The organism is Microbacterium sp. 2216-1, from assembly GCF_046507855.1.
Taxonomy (GTDB): domain Bacteria; phylum Actinomycetota; class Actinomycetes; order Actinomycetales; family Microbacteriaceae; genus Microbacterium; species Microbacterium esteraromaticum_C.
Genome location: NZ_JBKFTM010000003.1, coordinates 72,970 through 91,749, shown reverse-complemented (window position 1 = coordinate 91,749; position 18,780 = coordinate 72,970). Strand labels below are relative to the sequence as shown.

Here is an 18,780-nt window from a genome sequence, read left to right as displayed (position 1 = left end):
CGCTACGCTGGCAGTGCCCACCCGTGCCGTGCGGACCGTACAAGAAAGAACACCCGTGAGCATTCCTCGAACCTCCACCGACCAGGAGGGCGGATATCCGAGCCCTCTCGATCTGATGAGAGGGGGTGAGATCGGATGCTGATCGCGGCGCTCACACTGTTGCTGGGCGTGCTGCTGACGCTGGCGATCATCGCGGCCTGCGGGTTCTTCGTCGCGCAGGAGTTCGCGTACATGTCGGTCGACCGGTCGCGAATGGCCGCTCAAGCCGAGAAGGGCGACCTTCAGGCGAAGCGCGTGCTGGCGATCACCAAGCGCACCTCGTTCATGCTCTCGGGCGCGCAGCTCGGCATCACCGTGACGGGTCTGCTGATCGGTTACGTCGCCGAGCCGTTGATCGGTCAGTCGATCGGCACGCTGCTCGGTGGCGTGGGCCTCGATCCCGCCGTCTCGGTGCTGATCGGAACGACCGGGGCGCTGTTGCTGGCCACCGTCGTGACGATGATCTTCGGCGAGCTGTACCCGAAGAATCTCGCCATCGCGAGCCCCGAACCGCTTGCCCGTGCTCTGGCCGTGCCGACGCGCATCTACCTGCTGCTGTTCGGTTGGCTGATCGCCGTGTTCGATCTCGCCGCGAACGCCCTGCTGCGCCTGCTGCGCATCGAACCCCTCGAAGACGTCGACGCCAGTGCGACCGCTCGCGATCTCGAAGCGATCATCGAGGACTCCCGCGCCAGCGGTGACCTGCCCGATGACCTGTCGATCATGATCGATCGCATCCTCGACTTTCCGCAGCGCGACGTCGAGCACGCGATGGTTCCGCGCTCGCGGGTCGACTCCGTCCAGCCCGATACGACGATCGCCGAGGTGCGCGCGATGATGGCCGTCGGTCACACCCGCTACCCGGTGGTCGGCGATGAGGACGTGCCGGTCGGCGTGGTCGAGCTGATCGACCTGCTGCGCTCCGGCGGCTCCGGCGATGCTCCGGTGAGCACGATCATGCGCGAACCCGTCATCCTGCCCACCGCGATGCGTCTGCCCGTGGCGCTCGATCGCATGCGCCTGGCGCGCAACGAGATGGCCTGCGTCGTCGACGAGTACGGCAACTTCGACGGCATCCTCACCATCGAGGATCTCACCGAGGAGGTCGCCGGAGAACTCTCGGACGAGCACGACGACGCCCCCGACCCCCTGCGCATGCACGACGACCGCTGGTGGATCGACGGCGACGTGCACCTCGACGAGGTCGAGCGTCTGGTCGGATACGACTTCGACGAGGACGACGATGAGGATGAGACGATCGCGGGCCTGATCATCCGCGAGTACGGAGACCTGCCCCCGGTCGGCGCCATCGTCACGATCAGCCTGGCCGACCGGCCGAGCGAGACGGTGCAGGGCCTGCGGATCCACCGGAGCCTGGAGGTCGAGGTCATCGAGGTGGCGCGGCTGGTGCCGTCACGGGTCGCCGTGCGTCTGCACGAGACCGACGACGACGCGGATGCTACCGCTGACGCGCCCACAGAGGATCGACGCGACGAGGAGGCGGCACGATGAGTTGGTGGATGGTCACGATCATCACGATCGCTCTGATCGTGGCGAGTGCGTTCTTCGTCATCGTCGAGTTCGCGCTGCTCGCCGCGCGCCGTCATCGGCTCGAAGAGGAGGCCGAGCACAGCGCCTCGGCCCGTGCTGCGCTGCGCAGCGTCAACGAGCTGACCGTCATGCTCGCGTTTGCCCAGCTGGGCATCACCGCTTGTACGTTCCTGCTCGGCGCGATCACCAAGCCGGCTATCGACTACGCGTTGGCGCCGGTGCTGGTGCAGTGGAACGTGCCGGCGGTCGCCGCCGACATCATCGCGTTCATGATCGCCCTGGTGATCGTCACCTTCCTGCATCTCGTCATCGGTGAGATGGCGCCGAAGTCGTGGGCGATCGCGCACCCCGAGACCGCAGCGAAGTCGACCGCGCTCGCCGCCCGCGCGATGACGTGGCCGCTGCGCCCCTTCCTGCTGTGGATCAACCGCATCGCGAACCGGCTCGTGCGGGCATCCGGCGTCGAACCGGTTGAGAAGGCCGCGGTGGGCGGGCAGGACGCCGACACCATCCGCGAACTCGTCGCGCACTCGCGCGCCGCCGGCGCTCTCGAGGAGCAGTATTCGCGCCCGATCGTGCGCGCCATCACCCTGGGGTCGTCGACGGTGGGAGATATCGTGCGCACCGATCGACGACCGACGGCGGTGGCTGAGAATGCCACGGCCGCCGACGTGCAGGCCGCGGCTGAAGCATCCACGCATCTGCGCATCCTCGTCGGAACGGGCGCGGACTGCCGTGTCGCGCACGTGCGCGACACCCTTGGGGTCGCCTCCGACACGCCGGTGGCGCAGATCGCCCGTGTGCCCCTGGTGCTCGCGCCCGATGACTCCGCATACGACGCTCTGACCCGCATGCGCGCCGCTCGTGCGCAGTTCGCGGTCGTCGTCTCCCAGGCCGAGCTCATCGGTGTGGTGACCGTCGACGACCTGCTGCGGCAGATCCTTCCGACGGCGGACCAGATGGCGGGTTGAGACCGTCACCGGGCGCGGTCTCGGCCGCTCCCGGTGACGATCGGCGCCGTCGTCCGGCGACGGACAGGGCCGGTTCCGCGTACGCTGGTGTCGTCGCCGTCTCGCGAGCCCGTGCGGGCACACGCGGAGAACGTGACGACGAACCCCTCTTAACGCATACCCCTTTCCGATGAATCCGGTCATCGGTACTCTCGGCTCACGCCGGGAATGCGGTGTGTATGGTGTGCTTCGAAGAAAGGACGCACCCTTGGCTGAAGGCAAGAAGCTCGTCATCGTCGAGTCCCCGACGAAGATGCGATCGATCCAGGGCTACCTCGGTGATGGTTACGAGGTGCTCAGCTCGGTCGGCCACATCCGTGACCTGGCCGACAAGAAGGACATCCCCGCCGACCAGAAGAAGGCGTACGGGAAGTACTCGATCGACGTCGAGAACGACTTCGACCCCTTCTACGTGGTCTCTGACCGCAAGACGAAGACGGTCGCCGAACTGCGCCGCGCGCTCAAGGGCGCCGACGAGGTGCTGCTCGCCACAGATGAAGACCGTGAGGGTGAGGCGATCGCCTGGCACCTGCTCGAGACGCTCAAGCCCAAGGTGCCCGTCAAGCGCATGGTGTTCCACGAGATCACCAAGGACGCCATCCAGGCGGCCGTCGGCAACACCCGTGAGCTCGACATCGCGCTGGTCGATGCGCAAGAGACCCGCCGCATCCTCGACCGTCTGTACGGCTGGGACGTCTCGCCGGTGCTCTGGTACAAGGTCAAGTCCGGTCTCTCGGCCGGCCGCGTGCAGTCCGCCGCCACCCGCATGATCGTCGAGCGCGAACGTGAGCGCATGGCGTTCGTGTCGGCCGAGTACTGGGACGTCGAGGCCGACGCTGCCGCAACCGGCAAGTCGTTCCGCACGCGCCTGGTGCGCGTCGACGGCGGACAGCTGGCACGCGGTACCGACTTCGACGACACCGGCAAGCTCAAGAAGGCCGTCGTCGTGCTCACCGAGCAGCAGGCGACCGCGCTCGCAGCGGCGGTCGACGCCGCCGCGTCGGCGACCGTCAGCAAGGTCGAGGCCAAGCCCGGAACCCGCAGCCCCTACGCCCCGTTCACCACCTCGACGATGCAGCAGGAGGCCGGTCGCAAGCTCTCGATGAGCGCCAAGCACGCCATGGGCGTCGCGCAGCGTCTGTACGAGAAGGGGTACATCACCTATATGCGTACCGACTCGGTGGCGCTGAGCGCGCAGGCGACGCAGGCCGCCCGCAGCCAGGCCGTCGCCCTGTACGGCGACGCGGCCGTGCCGCTGAAGCCCCGCGTGTACAAGTCCAAGAGCAAGAACGCGCAGGAGGCGCACGAGGCGATCCGCCCCTCGGGCGACACCTTCCGTACGCCCTCGTCCGTGGCATCCGGACTCGACCGCGACGAGCAGAAGCTGTACGACCTGATCTGGAAGCGCACCGTCGCCAGCCAGATGTCGGATGCCAAGTACGAGACGACCACGGTCACGCTCGAGGTCGACGCCGACGGGCAGACCGCCGAGTTCACCGCCTCGGGCACCGTGTACACGTTCCGTGGGTTCCTCGAGGCGTACGAAGAGGGACTCGACGAGAAGCGCAACGCCCAGGACAAGGCCGATGAGCAGTCGCTGCCCGCCGTCGCCGTCGGCGACGAGGTGGCGATGTCGGATGCTACCGCCAAGGGCCACCGCACCACGCCGAAGCCCCGCTACACCGAGGCGTCGCTGGTGAAGGCACTCGAAGAGCACGGCATCGGCCGTCCGTCGACGTTCGCCAGCACCATCGGTACGGTCATCGATCGCGGCTATGCCTCGAAGCGCGGTCAGGCGCTGGTGCCGACGTGGCTCGCCTTCAGCGTCGTGCGTCTGCTCGAGCAGCACTTCGCCGACCTGATCGACTACGACTTCACGGCGGCACTCGAAGACGATCTCGATGCGATCGCCCGTGGCGAGCAGAACCGCGTCGAGTGGCTGCGCTCGTTCTACTACGGATCGGATTCGCAGGTCGGACTGCGGCAGGTCGTCGACAACCTCGGCGAGATCGATGCGCGGGCACTGAACTCCACCCGGATCACCGAAACCGCGACGTTGCGCTTCGGCAAGTACGGCCCGTACCTCGAGGTGACCGACCCCGCCGACCCCGAGGCGAAGCCCCGTATCGTCAACGTGCCCGAGGATCTCGCGCCCGATGAGCTGACCGCCGAGAAGGCTCAGGAGCTGATCGACGCGCCGGTCGCGGGCGACCGCGTGCTGGGCGAGAACCCCGAGAACGGCAAGGTCATTGTCGTCAAGGACGGTCGGTTCGGGCCCTACGTGCAGGAGAACGACCCGGTCTCCGACGAGGACGCCGTTGACGCGGCCACGGGCGAGGTCGTCGAGGCGCCCAAGGCGAAGAAGGCCAAGAAGGATGCGCCCAAGCCGCGCACGGCATCGCTGTTCCGCTCGATGTCGGTCGAGACCATCGACCTCGATGCCGCGCTGAAGCTGCTGAGCCTGCCGCGCGTCGTGGGCGTCGATCCCGAGTCGGGCGACGAGATCACGGCCCAGAACGGTCGCTTCGGCCCGTACTTGAAGAAGGGCACGGATTCGCGCTCGCTCGAGAGCGAGGCGCAGATCTTCGACGTCACCCTGGAGCAGGCGCTCGAGCTGTATGCGCAGCCGAAGTACGGCGCCCGCAAGGCGTCGAGCGCGCTCGCCGAGTTCGACGCCGACCCCGTCAGCGGTAAGCCGATCCGCGTGCGCGACGGGCGCTTCGGCCCGTACGTGACCGACGGCGAGACGAACGTCACCATCCCGCGCGGTCAGACTCCGGACGACATCACCTTCGAGATCGCCGTGCAGATGCTCGCCGACAAGCGCGCAAAGGGCCCCGCGCCCAAGCGCGGTAAGAAGGCGCCGGCCAAGAAGGCGCCGGCCAAGAAGGCTCCTGCCAAGAAGGCGCCGGCCAAGAAGGCAGCGGCCAAGACGGACGAGGAGAAGGCTGCGGCTCGCTCCGCCGCCGCCAAAAAGGCAGCCGCCACGCGTGCGGCGAACCGCATCAAGGCCGCGCAGGCCAAGGCGAGTTCGTGAGCTCAGCGGGCGTCTGGGTCACCTTCGAGGGCGGCGACGGTTCCGGCAAGTCGACGCAGGCCGCGCTGCTGGGTTCGTGGCTCGAGGCGCAGGGGCGAACCGTGTTGCGCACGCGGGAACCCGGCGGCTCCGAGGTCGGGGTGCTCATTCGCGACATCGTCCTGCATCACCGCGGCGACATCGCGCCGCGGGCCGAGGCGCTGCTCTATGCGGCTGACCGGGCGCACCACGTCGCGACAGTCGTCCGGCCGGCGCTGCAGCGGGGCGACGTGGTCGTGCAGGACCGCTACCTCGACTCGTCCGTCGCCTATCAGGGAGCGGGCCGAGTGCTCGATGCGGGCGAGGTGCGCGAGCTTTCGCTGTGGGCCACCGAAGGCGCGCTGCCCGACCTGACCGTTCTGCTCGATATCGATCCGTCGCTGGCGCGGAAGCGATTGGATGCCGACGACAAGCCCTTCGACCGTCTGGAGGCGGAGAAGGAGGAGTTCCACACGCGTGTCCGCGACGCGTTCCTCGCTCTTGCCGCCGCCGAGCCTCAGCGGTTCCTGGTGGTCGACGCGACGGCCGATCCCGACGACATCGCCGTCGTCGTGCGTGCGCGCCTCGCGCGCCTGCTCTGACGTCGGGTACAGCAGCCGATGTCGGTCACGCCGTTAGGCTGGAGAGCATGACCGCCGTCTCGACCGCCCCGTTTCCGTGGTCGGATGTCTGGGGGCAGGAAGCTGCGGTGCAGACGCTGCGTCAGGCAGCAGCCGACCCGGCCGCGCTGTCGCACGCGTGGCTGATCACCGGTCCGCCGGGGTCGGGACGCTCGACGCTCGCCTATGCCTTCGCCGCGGCGCTGATCGCCGCGGGCCCTGAAGATCAGGCCACGATGCGGCAAGTGCTCGCCGGAACGCATCCCGATGTCACCGCGCTGCGCACCGACAAGGTGATCATCACGATCAAAGAGGCCCGCGCGCTCGTGGAACGGTCGTACTTCGCGCCATCGGCCGGGCGATATCGCGTGATCGTCGTCGAAGACGCCGACCGTATGGTCGAACGCACCTCGAACGTGCTGCTGAAAGCCCTGGAAGAGCCGCCCGAGCAGACCGTGTGGGTGCTGTGTGCGCCCAGCGAGGCAGACCTGCTGCCCACGATCCGCTCGCGCGTGCGTGCACTGCGGTTGCGCGAGCCCGATGTGGCGGACGTCGCGCGTCTGATCTCGGCGCGCACGGGGGCCGATGACGTCGTCGCTGAACAGGCGGCTCGGCATGCCCAGCGTCACATCGGCATGGCGCAGCGGCTGGCCGGCAACGACGACGCCCGACGTCGACGCGACGAGAGCCTGCGCGCCGTGCTCGGCGTGCGGGGCGTTGGCACCGCCGTCGAGGTGGCCGGGCGCATCATTCAGGCGGCCACCGAGGACGCGAAGTCGCTCACCGCCGAGCGGGATGCTGCCGAACGCGCCGCACTGCTGCGCATGGTCGGTGTCGCCGAGGGGCAGGCCGTACCGCCCGCGTTGCGATCGCAGATCTCGGCGCTGGAAGACGAGCAGAAGAAGCGGGCCACGCGCAGCCTGCGCGACGGTATCGACCGGGTGCTCACCGACCTGCAGTCGATGTACCGCGACGTCGTCATGCTGCAGTTCGGGCGTCGCGAGGGGCTGATCAACGCCGAACTGCTCGCCGAGCTCGAAGCCGTCGCTGCTGCCTGGCCGGTGCAGCGCACTCTCGTGGTGCTCGACGCGATCGCCGAAACGCGGGAGTCGTTGGAGCGCAATGTCGCCCCGTTGCTCGCCCTGGAGAGCCTGTTCGTCACCGTCGCCAGCGGAAGGACCCCGTGAACCACTCAACCGAACCCCGCGCACCCCGATCGGGTCGCGTGCGTCGTCTTGTCGCTGTCGTCTCCGGGCTCGCGGTGGCCTCCCTCGCCCTCTCCGGATGCCTCTACGCGCAGATCCCCGAGATGCAGGCCTCTGAGACGCGCGCACCCGACACCGCGGGCATCGCGCCCGAACTGGTGCCGTTCTATTCGCAGGAGATCGTGTGGGAATCGTGCGGTGCGCGCTTCGACTGCACCGAGGTCACCGCGCCGCTGGACTGGGACAATCCGGGCGACGGTGAGATCTCGCTCGCGCTGGTGCGTCATCAGGCGACGGGCGAGTTCCAGGGCTCGCTGCTGATCAACCCCGGTGGCCCCGGCGGCAGCGGCTACGACTTCGTCGCCGACTCGCTCGAGTACGCGGTGGGCCCCGAGTTGATCGAGAGCTTCGACGTGATCGGCTTCGACCCGCGCGGCGTCGGTCGCTCGACGGCCGTGCAGTGCCTGGACGATGCCGAGATGGACGAGTACAACTACGGTGTCCTGACCGCCGAGCGCGGAACACCGGAGTGGGAGGACGAGGTCACGGCCCGCAACGCCGAGTTCGCCGACGCGTGCGAGGCGAACAGCGACGGCATCCTGCCCCACATCACCACGGTCAACTCCGCCCGCGATATGGACCTCATCCGAGGAGTGCTCGGCGACGACCACCTGAACTACCTCGGATTCTCGTACGGGACGTTCCTCGGAGCGACGTACGCCAAGCTCTACCCCGAGCGGGCTCAGCGCCTCGTGCTGGACGGCGCCATCGACCCGGCGGTGCCGGGCCTGCAGGTGGGAACCACTCAGGCTGTCGGATTCGAGTCGGCGCTGCGGGCGTACCTGCAGGACTGCCTCGACACGGCCGAGTGCCCGTTCAACGGCACGGTCGACGAGGCGACCGCCGACCTGCAGGCGCTGCTGGCGAGCGTCGAGCGCTCGCCCCTGCCCAACGGTGATGGGCGGATGCTGACGGCCGACACCATGATCACCGGCGTCATCACGGCGCTCTACAGCGAGCAGAGCTGGCCGTATCTCACACAGGGGCTCACCCTGGCGCTGCAGGGCGACCCGTCGGTGATGATGCTGCTCGCCGACAGCTACAACAGTCGCGACGTCGATGGTGTCTACCTCGACAACTCGTCTGAGGCGTTCCGCGCGTACAACTGCATGGACTATCCGGTCGAGGATGATCCCGTCGCCGAAGAGGCGGCGATGAAGCGGATCCGCGAGCAGGCGCCGACCTTCGCACCGTACTGGGAGGGGCCTGACCCGTGTGCGGTCTGGCCGTACCCGCCGACCGGTACGCGCGGCGAGATCGCGGCATCCGGTTCGGGGCCGATCGTCGTGGTCGGCACCACCAACGACCCGGCCACTCCTTACGAGTGGTCCGAGTCGCTCGCCGACCAGCTCGAGAACGGCGTTCTCGTCACCCGCGTCGGCGAGGGGCACACGGGCTACAACAAGGGCAACGCGTGCGTCGACGCCGCGGTCGAGGGCTTCCTGATCGATGGCATCGTGCCCGAGGACGGTCTGCGCTGCGAGTAGCCCGGAGGTCATAGGGCTGTCAGAGCGCGGTGAACCGTGGTTCAATACCCGCATGACATTCCAACGTCGGGGCACGGGCCGGCGCGAGGACCTCGTCGAAGCGGCGACCGCGATCGTGCGCGACTCCGGCTTCGGCGCCGCATCCGTCAAAGCGGTGACGGCGCGTGCGGGGATGAGCACCGGTCTGCTCTACCGATATGCGGATGGACTCGACGATGTGCTCGCCGAGGTGTTCCGTCGCTGTGCCGGTGTCGAGATGGCCGCAGTCGACCAGGCCGTGACCGCGGTCGCGAGCGCCGACGCGACCAGCAGACTGGTCGCGCTCATCGAGACGTTCGCCGATCGGGCGCTGCGCGGCGGCAGACTCGCGTGGGCGCTGCTGGCCGAACCCGTCGACCGCATCGTCGACGACGAACGGCTCATCTATCGTCGCGGCTATGTCGGCATCCTCACCGAGATCGTCACGGACGGCGTGCGCAGCGGTGAGTTCGCGCTGCAGAACGCGCGACTGACCGCGGCCGGACTCGTCGGCGCCATCGGCGAAGCACTGGCCGGGCCACTTGCTCCGGTGAGCGCCGAGCATGACGATTCCGATGCCGTCGTCGAGGCGATCACCGCGCTGTGCCTGCGCGCCGTCGGTGCGCGGTGCGATCCTCCCTCATCAGCGCACGGTCTCTCGGGCGAGGAACCGGGGCCATGAGCACGCACCAGGTCTTCAACCAGGCGCCGCCCCGCGTCGACCTCGACGAGTACACCGCCAACGTCGCCCTGGGCGAGGGCGTCGCGCGGTACGACGCGGGTTGGGCCGAAGAGGCGCTACGCGCCACCGGGCTCCGCGTCGGAACCGCACAGTTTCAGGACGACGCGCGACGCGCGAACCGGCACAAGCCCGAACTGCGCACCCACGACCGCTGGGGTCATCGCATCGACGAGGTCGACTACGACCCCGCCTACCATCGGATCATCTCGGCGGCTGTGGCCGATGGCGCGCACACCAGCGCGTTCGCCGACCCGCGCCCCGGTGCCAACGTCGCCAGGGCTGCGACCTTCATGCTCTACGCGCAGATCGAACCCGGACACGCATGCCCCGTGTCGATGACGCACTCCGCCGTGCCTGTGATCGAGCAGCATCCGCATGTCGCCGCGGAGTGGATGCCACGACTGCTGTCGCGGTCGTATGACGGCCGGCTCGTGCCGGGCAAGCAGAGCGCGCTGTTCGGTATGGCGATGACCGAGAAGCAGGGCGGGTCCGATGTTCGGGCCAACACCACGGTCGCGCGCCCGATCGGTGACGGCCGGTATGAGCTGACCGGGCACAAGTGGTTCTGCTCGGCGCCGATGTCGGACGCCTTCCTGGTGCTCGCGCAGGCGCCCGGCGGGCTGTCATGCTTTCTCGTCCCGCGGTTGCTCGACGACGACACGCGCAACGCCATGCGCATCATGCGGTTGAAGGACAAGCTCGGCAATGCCGCCAACGCCTCCAGCGAGGTCGAGTACGACGGTGCGATCGCTCACCTGATCGGTGGGGAGGGGCGGGGAGTCTCGACCATCATCGAGATGGTCACCCACACGCGGCTGGACTGCATTCTCGGGTCGGTCGCCGGCATGCGCCAGTCCGTCGCCGAGGCGGCTTGGCACGCCAGACACCGCCTGGCTTTCGACCGCACGCTGATCGATCAGCCGGCCATGACGGCAGTGATCGCCGACCTGCAGCTGGAGACCGAGGGGGCGACAGCGGCGGTGCTGCGCCTGGCGCGTGCGTACGACCGGGACGCGACCGCGCAGGATTCCGCCTTCGCGCGTCTGGGTACGGCGGTGATGAAGTACTGGGCCTGCAAGCGCGGTCCCGCGCATACGGCCGAGGCGCTCGAGTGCCTGGGCGGCAACGGCTACACCGAGGATTTCCCGCTGGCGATGCGCTACCGCGAGCAGCCCGTGCTGGCCGTGTGGGAGGGGTCCGGCAACGTGATCGCGCTCGACGTGCTGCGGGCGCTCGGTCGCGAGCCTGAGGCCTTCGACGCGTTCGATGCGGAGGTTTCGAACGCGCGCGGAGCGGATGCCCGCCTCGACGCGCACCTGGACCGAACACGCACGCTGGTGCGCGCGGTCGGCGCGGATGATGCTCCCCAACGGCGGGCACGCGCACTCACGAGCGCTCTGGCGCTGGCCCTGCAGGGGGCCCTGCTGGTGCAGCACGCGCCGTCCGCCGTGGCGGACGGCTTCGTCGGCTCTCGCCTCGGCGATGACGCGGGAGGGTTCCTGTTCGGCGCGTTGCCGACGGGAGCGGATGCTGTCGCGATCGCCGCACGGGCGTGAACACGCCCGTGGTGACACGGCCGGTTTCGCGATGACGGCTCTGGCGTAGTAGGATTCTTGATCGTGCCGCGGTTCACCGCGCACGCCACCTTAGCTCAGTGGTAGAGCATCCCACTCGTAATGGGAAGGCCGTCAGTTCGATCCTGACAGGTGGCTCGAGAAAGGCCCGGGATGCCAGCATCCCGGGCCTTCTGCGTACTCGCGTCGGATCAGATGACCGAGCGGCCCTCGGCCTTGGCCTTGCGGGCTTCCTTGATGAAGGCACGGACGATGACGGTCAGCGTGCCGGCCACGATCACAGGCCACATCAGCACGTACACGGTGAGTGCGACGGTCGACAGTTCCATGTCAGTTCCTCTCGTTCTCGGCCCGCAGGGGCTTCTCGGTGTCGGTGAGCTGCGCCAGTTCGACGTTCAGCGCGTCGGTGTCGACGGTGTCGAAGTCACCGGTGCGCTGCTTGATGACGTCGAAGTCGAAGTCGGGCTTGCGGCTCGGCAGCGTCAGGGCGACGCACACCATCGTCGAGACCGAGTAGGCGATCAGCGAGCCCGACAGCACCGGGTAGGTGTGCAGGAAGCCGATGGCGAACGGTGCCGCGGCGAGGGTCGAGACGACGCCCACGATCAGCGCCACCCGCGTGCCGAAGAAGCCGAAGGCCATCAGGCCCAGTACGACGCCGATGCCGATCGTCGAGAGGACGTCTGCGGCGATGCCGATCGGGCCGCTCAGGTCGACCCACTCGAACCGCACCGGCAGGAACGCCGCCAGAGCAACGACCACCGACACCGAAAAGGCGAGGTTGGTCACCCGGTTCCAGTAGAAGCTCGCGATCACCGGGAACACCAGTGCACCCCAGAGCGCACCGACGAACACCAGCAGGTCGAGGATGTTGAACTGGCTGCCGGCGAAGTAGAGTCCTGCCACCATCGCGATGACCATGGTGATGCGGCCGATGAGCACCATGGTGCGCGGGTTGGCCTTCTTCTTGCCGGCGATGTTCTGGCCGTAGATGTCGGCCATCACGATCGACGACAGCGCGGTCAGATCGGAGTCGGCCGTCGACGACAGCGACCCGATGATCATCACGAAGAAGATGCACAGCAGCAGTGGCGACAGGTAGGTCGCGGCCATCTGTGGGATCAGGTTGTTGACGTCGCCGCCCTCGGGTGTGATGCCCGCGTACAGCGCGATGACCCCGAGCATGCCGACGCCGATGATCGTGGCGCCGTAGCCGAACGTCGCCGTCACGAACGTCTTCTTGATGAGGTCCTCGCGCACCGCGAACAGGCGCTGTGCGATGGTCTGGTTGCCGATCGCATAGGCCAGCACGGCGGCGATGTAGGGTGCGCCCTGGTTGAAGAACGCGTCCGACGAGAAGAAGTCCGCCTGTTGCGGCGTGAGGTTCGATGCGCCCGTCTCGAACAGGCTCGGGCCGCCGGCCGCGAAGAACACGACGGGGATGATCACGATCACCGCGCCGAGCATGGCGCACACCTGGGCGAAGTCGGTCAGCACCGAGGAACGGAATCCCGACCACAGGGTGTACAGCAGCACTCCGGCGCCGATGGCGAGGATGCCCTGGCTGAACGTGAACGGCGACAGCAGCGAGATCAGCGCGCCACCGGCGATCAGGTTCGAGGTCAGGCTGATGACGCTGCCGAGCACGTTCGATCCGGCGAGCATGAGCTGGCTGGAGCGGCCGTGGCGGGCGAACATCACCTCGGCGATCGTGTGCGCCTTCGGGGCCACCTGGCGGATGCGCCGACCGAAGGGGTAGATCAGCAGGATCATCAGCGCGCCCCACAGGCCGTAGTGGATGGGGCCCGAGATGCCGTAGGTGTATCCCGAGGTGGCTGAGGCGTACATCGAAGCGGCCCAGATCCAGGTGGCGGTCATCGATGCGGCCGAGATGCCGAACCCGATCTTGCCGCCGCCGGTCATGTAGCCATCGGCGTTCTCGGTGCGCTTGCGGATGCGCAGGGACATGTACAGACTGCCGCCGAAGAACAGCAGCATCAGAAGGACCGTGATGGGTCCGGAAAGCACTTGAAGGTTTTCCACGTTTCTCTCTCTCGTATCGAAGGTCGGCGTCGGTGCCGGATCACGGGAGCGAGAGAGCGCTAACGGGAGGGGAGCGTGGCCTTGAGGGGTCCGGAGGTGCGGGCGGAGTCGTAGCGGGAGGCGGGCGTCACGCGGGCCGGCATACAGGTCCTTTCGTCGGTGAGCACGCGCGCCACAGCATCCGTCGCCCTGCGGGGTGCTGCACGCGTGCGCGGACGGAGATTCCACCCGCACGAGACCGGCGAGAGCGCCGCGCTGCTCACGACGAGGCGCAGTCGTGGCGCGCCTGAGGCGGGGCATCTCGTGCCCCGAAAAGGCGGGCGCTCGCGAACGGCGGCAGCGCAGCGAGCGCACTGGGCCCGCTTCTCCAACGTAGCAATCCGCCTGGTCAAGTCAAATGCGCACGGTGTTCGCGATGTCGGTATCTCGGCGTACTCTCGAGGCATGAGCCGGGCTTTGCTGATCGTCGACGTGCAGAACGACTTCACCGAGGGCGGGGCGCTCGCCGTCGCGGGTGGTGATGCCGTGGCATCCGCCGTATCGCAGCTGCTCGCCGACCGCGCGGGCGACTACGCCGTCATCGTGGCGTCCCGCGACTGGCATGACGCCGACGGCGATAACGGCGGGCACTTCGCCGACGCTCCCGATTTCGTCGACACGTGGCCGGTGCACTGCGTCGCCGGCACCGACGGCGCCGAGTACGATCCGCTGCTGGTGACCGACGCCGTCACGCACCATGTGCGCAAGGGGCAGGGCATCCCCGCCTACTCGATGTTCGAGGGCGTCACCGAGGAGGGGCGGAGTGTTGCCGAGGTGCTGTCGTCCCACGGCGTGACCGACGCCGACGTGGTCGGCATCGCGACGGATCACTGCGTGCGCGCATCGGCGTTGGATGCTATCGCCCATGGCGTTCACGTGCGTGTGCTGACCGATCTGACTGCGGGCGTCGGGGAGGAGACGAGCGAAGTGGCGCTGGCCGAGCTCGCTCACGCCGGTGCTGAACTCGCGGTCAGCGCGGACGTCTGAACGTGACCGAACCGGTCGCCGGCGCGCCGCGGTGCGCGCTGCTGTTGCGCGCCGTCAACGTCTCGGGCCGCAACAGGGTTCCGATGGCAGAGCTCCGAGCGGTGCTTGCGCAGCACACCGCGCTGACGGGCGTGTCGACGTACATCGCCAGCGGCAACATCCTGTGCGATCTGGCCGGTGATGCCGCCGACGTGAGCGCTGAGGTCCGGGCGCTGATCGCCGAGCACTTCGGTGTTGATACGCCGGTGATCGTGCGCACGCATGCGCAGCTCGTCGCCGCTCTGCGCGACAACCCTTTCCCGGATGCGCCGCTCGATAAGACGCTGCACGTGATGTTCCTCGCGTCCGATCCCGCACCGGATGCCGTTGCTGCCCTCACACCGCGATTGCTGCCGGGGGAGCGGATCGCGCTGGTCGGACGCGACCTCTGGATCGACTACGGGCCCGGCGGGGCGGGAGCGACGAAGCTCTCCAAGGGCGTGCTCGACCGGGCGCTCACAACCACGGGGACGGCGCGGAATCTCAACACGTTGCGCCGCCTGATCGAGCTGACGAGCACGTGAGCGCCTTCCCCGCCACGATCGCGGCCCCCGTCGAACACGAACTCGTCATCAAGAAGTCGCGGTTCCTCACCACGGTCGCACCGGTTGAGTCGCCCGAGCACGCCGACGAGATCATCGCCGCGCTCAAGAAGACGTACTGGGACGCCCGGCACAACTGCAGCGCGCAGGTCACGGGGCTGAGCGGAGACCGGGCGCGTTCGTCCGACGATGGCGAGCCGTCGGGCACTGCCGGCATGCCGATGCTCGAAGTGCTGCGTCGGCGTGAGCTGACCGACGTCGTCGCGGTGGTCACGCGGTACTTCGGGGGCATCAAGCTCGGTGCCGGGGGCCTGGTACGTGCCTACTCGACGGCGGTGTCCGAGGCGCTCGACGGGGCGGCTCTCGTCGACCGGCTGCCGTTGGCGCAGGCCACGCTGGCGGTGCCGCACGCCGATGCGGGGAGGTTCGACAATCTCGTCCGCACCTGGGTGGCCGCACACGGTGCGGTGCTGGGTGAGACCGTCTACGCGGCAGAAGCCCGGTTCGAGGTGTGGGCCCCGGCGGATGCGCTGCCCGCGCTCGCCGCCGAGGTCGCCGAGGCCTCGGGCGGTGCCGTGGCGGCGGTGCAGACCGGCGAACGACGCGTGATCGACGTGCCGCGCGGTTAGGTGCCCGCGCTCAGCTGCGCAGAGCGGTCAGGACGGCATCCGAGAACGGCGGCCAGACCTCGGCCGCCCACGGGCCGAAGTCGCGATCGCCCAGGGCGACGCATGCGACGCGGGCCTGCGGGTCAACCCACAGGAACGTGCCCGTCTGACCGAAATGACCGAAGGTCTGGGCGGAGTTGCCAGATCCGGTCCAGTGCGGACTCTTCTGGCCGCGCAGTTCGAAGCCGAGCCCCCAGTCGTTCGGGCGCTGCGCGCCGAAGCCGGGCAGGACGCCGTCCAGGTCGGGGAAGGCGACGGAGGTCGCCTCGGAGAGCGTCTGCGGCGCCAGGAGCGTCGGATGCTGCAGTTCGGCGGCGAAGCGTGAGAGATCGGCGACGGATGCCGCCGCGCCGGCGCCCGCCGACCCATCCAACCGAGCGGTGTCCATGCCGAGAGGTGCGAACACCGCCTCATCGAGATAGGTGTCGAAGGGGATACCAGACCGGTCGGTCAGCGTCTCGGCGAGCACGTCGAAGCCCCGGTTCGAGTAGATGCGTCGGGTACCCGGGGCCGAGCGCACCTTGTTCTCGGAGAAGTCGAGTCCCGACGTGTGCGCGAGCAGATGGCGCACCGTCGACCCCTCGGGGCCCGCCGGGTCATCGAGCGCGAAGACCCCCTCTTCGATCGCGATCAGCGTTGCATAGGCGGTCAGCGGCTTCGTGACCGATGCCAGTCGGTAAGGCTGCTCGATGTCACCGTGCGAGGCGAGCACGCGGCCGTCGGCCGAGATCACCGCGGCTGCGGTGTTCTGCGCCGGCCAGTCCTCGATGCGGGCGAGAGCGGCGTCGAGAGTGTTCATGCCTCGATCCTCCCACGCATGGTTCGGGCGCGCGCCGTGCCGGGTGGCTGCGCCCTACTGGCCTTGTGCGTGTGAGCGCCGGTAGTCCTGACGCGCGGCCCACATGGCCGCACCCACCGTGACCGCCGCTGCCGTCAGCACGGCCGCGACAGAGAGCGCGGAGGGCCCAGCCGCGAAGCCATGCAGCACGGGATTGGCCCACTCGAAGACGTAGGTCGGCGGCCACCACTCCGCGACCGTGCGCGCCAGCGGGGGCAGGCCTGAGACGGGGATGAACCCTCCGCTGGCGAAATAGCTGCCGAGGGCGAGCATGATCATGACCGGCTGGATCAGGCGGTGCGTGTGGAGCCCGACGGCCGCCAGCACGCCCAGACCCGCGCAAGCGACACCGGCCGGAACCACGATGAGTGCGGCCTGCATCAGGTCGAGTGGGGCGATGCGCGTACCGAAAGCCAACGCCAGCAGCACCGTCGGGATCGCTGCCACGAGCGACAGCATCCATCCCGCGATCGCGGCGCCTGCCGCCGCGAGATGCGTGCCCACCGGCGTCAGCGCGATCTCCTTGCGCGTGCGGTGCTCTGTCTCGACGGCGTACAGGTTCGCCGAGATCAGGGCGGCTCCGAGGAGCAGGGCGAGGATGACCGCTGAGCCGCCCATGAACGCCGTCCGCGTGACGTCCGTTCGCTGCTCCTTGATGGTGCTGGCAGAGACCCCCGTCAGGTGTGAGAGGTCGTCGTAGAGGTTCGCGGTGGTCGTCAGACGCAACCGCACGTTCTTCATCGCATCGGTATTGATGTTGTACGTGCTCGTTGAGACGCGCTGCGTCTCTGCGAAGTCGGGCGGAATGGTCACGATCGCGTGCAGCCGGCCATCGCGCAGCATCCCCTCGGCCACATCGGCGTCCGTGGTGACCGTGTCGAAGTACGGGCCCGTGGCGCCGTGTGTGTCATCGAGAGTGCGGATGAGGCTGCGCGAATCGGCGGAATCGCTCTCGTCGATGACGGCGATCGGCCAGGCATCGCTCGCACCGAAGATGATCGAGGCGAGTCCCAGCACCACGACCGGAACGGCCATCGTCTGGATCAGCAGGTCGATCCGGCGGCGGGCGAGGCGCAGGTTCCTGCCGATGAGGGCGAACAGGGCGTTCAGCTGCGTCATGTCATTGTCCTTGGGTGAATGTCGCGGTGCGGGTCAGTCGAACGATCGCGAAGGCGGCGAGAGCTGCGGCGATCAGCATGCTGCTCACCAGCCCCCAGGCCAGCCCGGGCGGTTGGGAAAGACCGGCCGCCTCGAACCGGACGGCGTCGAAGAGATGGTGCAGGGGGATCCACTCGGTCAACCGCCACAGCACTTCGGCGATCCCGCCGTGAGCGAAACCGCGGATGTACGACTCGTACCCCGAGACCAGAAAGTGCCCGACCGCGAGGATCACCGCAATCGGGATCAGCGGGAGGCTGCGGCGCAGCGTCACGGCCAGAAGCGTTCCCAGGGCCGCACCGTATGCCCAGATGACGATCACCGACACGAGAGCCAACGGTCCCAACCGACCGAGCGGAAAGCCCAGCACCCAGCCGATTCCGACAGTCGCGCAGCCGATCGTCACGAGAGAGAGCACCAGGCTGGCGAGCCACTTGCCCGCGACGAGCGCGCCCGGGCCCGCAGGAGAGAGGATCAGTGCCTTGGCGGTGCGCTCCTCCCACTCCCGGGTGAGAGAGACGCCGGCATTGACGATGCCCGAATACAGGGCGGCGAACAGGATGAGTGCCGAACCCAGGTAGATCGTGATCGGGATGTCATCTTCCATCGCCGTTGTCTCGACGATCTGAAGACGCGGTGAAGAGGCCGGGACAACCTCGGCGTTGAACGTGCGCAGCGCCTGCTCCAGGCGCAGATGCTGGTTCTTCGTGCCGTCGGAGTTGATGTTGAACAGCGCGAGCTCGACCTGCGGAGCGAGTCCGGAGGCGAGGTCGTCGTCGAAGCCGTCGGGGATCGTCAGCACCGCGCCGACCTCGCCGGAGGAGTACATCTCTCGTGCCCGCTCGGGATCCGTCGTGAGGATCTCGTAGTACTGCCCGTCGTCGTTTCGCATGTCTTCCATGACCTGGACGAACTGGTGCGATCGGAAAGAGTCGTCCTCATCGGCAACAGCGATGGTCGCGGTCGTCGACACGTGGATCACAATCGCGTAGAGAAAGGTGAACGCGACGGGCACGAGGATGCTGATCGATGCGAACAGCGGAGCCCGCCACGCTACCTTCAGATCCTTGAACAGCAGAGCCGTGATGGATCGCATTACGTCCTC

The 18,780-nt window shown here is 68.2% G+C and carries 16 protein-coding genes and 1 tRNA gene; 12 read left to right on the top strand and 5 right to left on the bottom strand.

The features are described from left to right. The first annotated feature begins 135 nt into the window (after positions 1-135). The 9 genes from ACLD0U_RS10460 to ACLD0U_RS10420 all read left to right on the top strand — a co-directional run bounded on the left by ACLD0U_RS10460 (position 136) and on the right by ACLD0U_RS10420 (position 11,499). Entirely contained in the window at positions 136-1,551 is a 1,416-nt protein-coding gene (locus tag ACLD0U_RS10460; RefSeq protein WP_179410155.1) for a hemolysin family protein, read from the top strand. Continuing rightward, the gene (locus tag ACLD0U_RS10455) at positions 1,548-2,561 is read left to right on the top strand and encodes a CNNM domain-containing protein (RefSeq protein ID WP_179410156.1); all 1,014 of its coding nucleotides are present in this window, start codon (positions 1,548-1,550) and stop codon (positions 2,559-2,561) included. The genes ACLD0U_RS10460 and ACLD0U_RS10455 overlap by 4 nt, the downstream gene beginning before the upstream one ends. Positions 2,562-2,808: 247 nt before the next feature. After that, positions 2,809-5,637, top strand: coding sequence for a type I DNA topoisomerase (gene topA, locus ACLD0U_RS10450; RefSeq protein WP_410340596.1), 2,829 nt, complete (start codon positions 2,809-2,811; stop codon positions 5,635-5,637). After that, entirely contained in the window at positions 5,634-6,257 is a 624-nt protein-coding gene (gene tmk, locus ACLD0U_RS10445; RefSeq protein WP_179410158.1) for a dTMP kinase, read from the top strand. Before topA ends, tmk begins: the two co-directional genes overlap by 4 nt. Positions 6,258-6,304: 47 nt before the next feature. Next, complete coding sequence (locus ACLD0U_RS10440) at positions 6,305-7,462, top strand: DNA polymerase III subunit delta' (protein WP_206821917.1); 1,158 nt, start codon at positions 6,305-6,307, stop codon at positions 7,460-7,462. 38 nt (positions 7,463-7,500) lie between these two features. Continuing rightward, on the top strand, positions 7,501-9,027 hold the full coding sequence (locus ACLD0U_RS10435; RefSeq protein ID WP_410340595.1) for an alpha/beta hydrolase: 1,527 nt from the start codon (positions 7,501-7,503) through the stop codon (positions 9,025-9,027). A gap of 52 nt (positions 9,028-9,079) precedes the next feature. Continuing rightward, positions 9,080-9,727 (top strand): TetR/AcrR family transcriptional regulator, encoded by a 648-nt coding sequence (locus ACLD0U_RS10430; protein ID WP_410340594.1) that lies wholly within the window; start codon positions 9,080-9,082, stop codon positions 9,725-9,727. Next, positions 9,724-11,343, top strand: a complete 1,620-nt coding sequence (locus ACLD0U_RS10425; RefSeq protein ID WP_410340593.1) for an acyl-CoA dehydrogenase family protein — start codon at positions 9,724-9,726, stop codon at positions 11,341-11,343. Before ACLD0U_RS10430 ends, ACLD0U_RS10425 begins: the two co-directional genes overlap by 4 nt. An 84-nt stretch (positions 11,344-11,427) precedes the next feature. Further along, a tRNA-Thr gene (locus tag ACLD0U_RS10420) sits at positions 11,428-11,499 on the top strand. 53 nt (positions 11,500-11,552) lie between these two features. Here the strand turns inward: ACLD0U_RS10420 and ACLD0U_RS10415 are convergent. Then, a complete protein-coding gene (locus ACLD0U_RS10415) occupies positions 11,553-11,690 on the bottom strand; it encodes a putative transporter small subunit (RefSeq protein WP_179410162.1) in 138 nt (45 codons plus the stop codon). Position 11,691: 1 nt separating this feature from the next. Then, entirely contained in the window at positions 11,692-13,359 is a 1,668-nt protein-coding gene (locus ACLD0U_RS10410; RefSeq protein WP_410340592.1) for a sodium:solute symporter family protein, read from the bottom strand. Between the two features lie 489 nt (positions 13,360-13,848). Here ACLD0U_RS10410 and ACLD0U_RS10405 point away from each other — a divergent pair, with 489 nt between their 5' ends. The 3 genes from ACLD0U_RS10405 to ACLD0U_RS10395 are packed head-to-tail and all read left to right on the top strand — an operon-like array spanning position 13,849 to position 15,640. Beyond that, positions 13,849-14,430 carry an isochorismatase family protein gene (locus tag ACLD0U_RS10405; RefSeq protein WP_410340591.1) on the top strand — a complete coding sequence of 194 codons (582 nt, stop codon included), beginning with the start codon at positions 13,849-13,851 and terminating at the stop codon, positions 14,428-14,430. A gap of 2 nt (positions 14,431-14,432) precedes the next feature. Next, positions 14,433-14,993 carry a DUF1697 domain-containing protein gene (locus ACLD0U_RS10400; protein WP_410340590.1) on the top strand — a complete coding sequence of 187 codons (561 nt, stop codon included), beginning with the start codon at positions 14,433-14,435 and terminating at the stop codon, positions 14,991-14,993. Then, positions 14,990-15,640, top strand: a complete 651-nt coding sequence (locus tag ACLD0U_RS10395; protein ID WP_206824561.1) for a YigZ family protein — start codon at positions 14,990-14,992, stop codon at positions 15,638-15,640. The genes ACLD0U_RS10400 and ACLD0U_RS10395 overlap by 4 nt, the downstream gene beginning before the upstream one ends. A 10-nt stretch (positions 15,641-15,650) precedes the next feature. On the opposite strand, the gene ACLD0U_RS10390 is transcribed toward ACLD0U_RS10395, so the two are convergent. Genes ACLD0U_RS10390 through ACLD0U_RS10380 form a run of 3 tightly spaced genes read right to left on the bottom strand, consistent with a single transcriptional unit; the run spans position 15,651 to position 18,771 of the window. Continuing rightward, positions 15,651-16,478, bottom strand: coding sequence for a serine hydrolase domain-containing protein (locus ACLD0U_RS10390; RefSeq protein ID WP_410340589.1), 828 nt, complete (start codon positions 16,476-16,478; stop codon positions 15,651-15,653). A gap of 54 nt (positions 16,479-16,532) precedes the next feature. Beyond that, positions 16,533-17,636, bottom strand: a complete 1,104-nt coding sequence (locus ACLD0U_RS10385) for an ABC transporter permease (RefSeq protein ID WP_410340588.1) — start codon at positions 17,634-17,636, stop codon at positions 16,533-16,535. Position 17,637: 1 nt separating this feature from the next. Then, entirely contained in the window at positions 17,638-18,771 is a 1,134-nt protein-coding gene (locus ACLD0U_RS10380; protein ID WP_410340587.1) for an ABC transporter permease, read from the bottom strand. Positions 18,772-18,780 lie beyond the last annotated feature (9 nt).